Genomic DNA, 1,789 nt, shown 5'->3' with positions numbered 1-1,789 from the left:
GCTTACACACTGCAACAGATTCTGACTGTTAAAAGTGATGATCTGGCTGGGCGTTCAAAAATCTATGAGGCAATCGTCAAAGGTGAAAATACTCCCGAAGCCGGAATACCTGAATCATTCAAGGTTCTGGTCCGGGAAATTAAAGCACTTGCTCTGGATATTGATATTCTGACCGGTGAAGAAACCGCTGCTTGATTATTTGAACAGTTGGGGTACCTTCGGGGTACTCCTCTTTATACAGGGGGTAATACGTGGCAGAACTTATCAGCCATCTTGACAAAAAAGTTCAGGAGATAACGGGAGTATCGGTTCGACTGGCTTCTCCAGATACCATTAGAAACTGGTCATACGGTGAGGTTACAAAACCCGAGACTATTAATTATCGTTCTTTCAAGCCGGAACGTGACGGCCTGTTCTGTGAAAAAATCTTTGGCCCGGTGCGTAACTGGGAGTGTAACTGTGGAAAATATAAAAGGATTCGCTATCGTGGTGTAGTCTGCGACCGCTGTGGAGTCGAGGTTACTCATTCCAAGGTGCGTAGGGAGCGGATGGGGCATATCGAGTTGGCTGTACCAATTGTTCACATCTGGTTTCTTAAAAGCGTTCCTTCTCATGTAAGTTATCTTCTGGGGTTAGCCAACACTGTACTTGAGAGAATCGTTTATTACGAATCTTATGTGGTAATTGATCCGGGTAATACCAACCTGCGTCGAGGGATGCTCCTAAGTGAAGATGAATTCATTGAACTTGAGGAACAGGATAAGCAGTTTGTGGCGAAAATGGGTGGTGAGGCTGTGCTGGAGATGCTGGCCACTTTGGATCTGGAAGAGCTCGCAATAGATCTGCGTTCAAAAATAAAGCTTGAATCTTCAGAGCAGCGTCGTCAGGAACATCTTAAAAGACTTCGCATTGCTGAAGCGTTTCTGAGATCTGGAAATAAACCCGAAAACATGGTTCTTCGTGTTTTACCTGTGCTTCCTCCCGATCTTCGTCCTCTGGTCCCACTGGAGGGTGGGCGTTTTGCTACTTCCGATCTTAATGATCTTTATAGAAGAGTAATAAACCGCAACAACAGGCTTAAAAAGCTTATCGAAATAAAGGCTCCGGATGTCATCTTGCGTAACGAAATGAGAATGCTTCAGGAAGCAGTGGATACGCTATTTGACAATGGAAGGAGAACCTTTTCTGTAAAAGGTGAAGGTAAACGTCCTTTAAAATCGCTCAGTGATTTATTGAAAGGTAAACAGGGGCGTTTCCGTCAGAATCTTTTGGGAAAACGAGTTGATTACTCGGGCCGTAGTGTTATCGTAGTAGGGCCGGAGCTGAAGATACATCAGTGCGGTCTTCCAAAAATGATGGCTCTTGAGCTGTTCAAACCCTTTGTGATTCAGAAGCTTGAAGAAAAGGGGCTGGTTCAGACTGTTAAGAGTGCCAAGAAGTTTGTTGAAAAGGAGAGACCGGAGGTTTGGGATATTCTGGAAGAGGTCATTAAAGACCATCCGGTTCTTTTAAACCGTGCTCCGACATTGCATCGACTGGGAATACAGGCATTCTTTCCGGTTCTTGTGGAAGGAAAAGCCATTAGATTGCATCCGCTTGTCTGTACTGCCTTTAACGCTGATTTCGATGGTGATCAGATGGCCGTGCATGTACCTTTGTCTTTTGAATCTCAGCTTGAGTGTCGGTTTTTGATGTTGAGTGCAAATAACCTGCTCAGCCCAGCTTCTGGTCATCCGGTCATGACTCCTACTCAGGATATCGTTCTGGGTATTTATTATCTGACTAAGAT

At 44.8% G+C, this 1,789-nt stretch carries 2 protein-coding genes; both read left to right on the top strand.

All coding sequences use genetic code 11. From position 1 onward, the window contains the following. The coding region (locus GX089_10310) for a hypothetical protein (GenBank protein NLP02877.1) at positions 1–195 on the top strand (195 nt) is incomplete at its 5' end. A 56-nt stretch (positions 196–251) separates the two neighbouring features. Continuing rightward, positions 252–1,789 (top strand): DNA-directed RNA polymerase subunit beta' (locus GX089_10305; GenBank protein ID NLP02876.1); only part of this gene is annotated, 1,538 nt, incomplete at its 3' end.

It is taken from the genome of Fibrobacter sp., assembly GCA_012523595.1.
Lineage (GTDB): Bacteria > Fibrobacterota > Chitinivibrionia > Chitinivibrionales > Chitinispirillaceae > JAAYIG01.
This window is presented reverse-complemented; position numbering and strand designations above follow the sequence as displayed.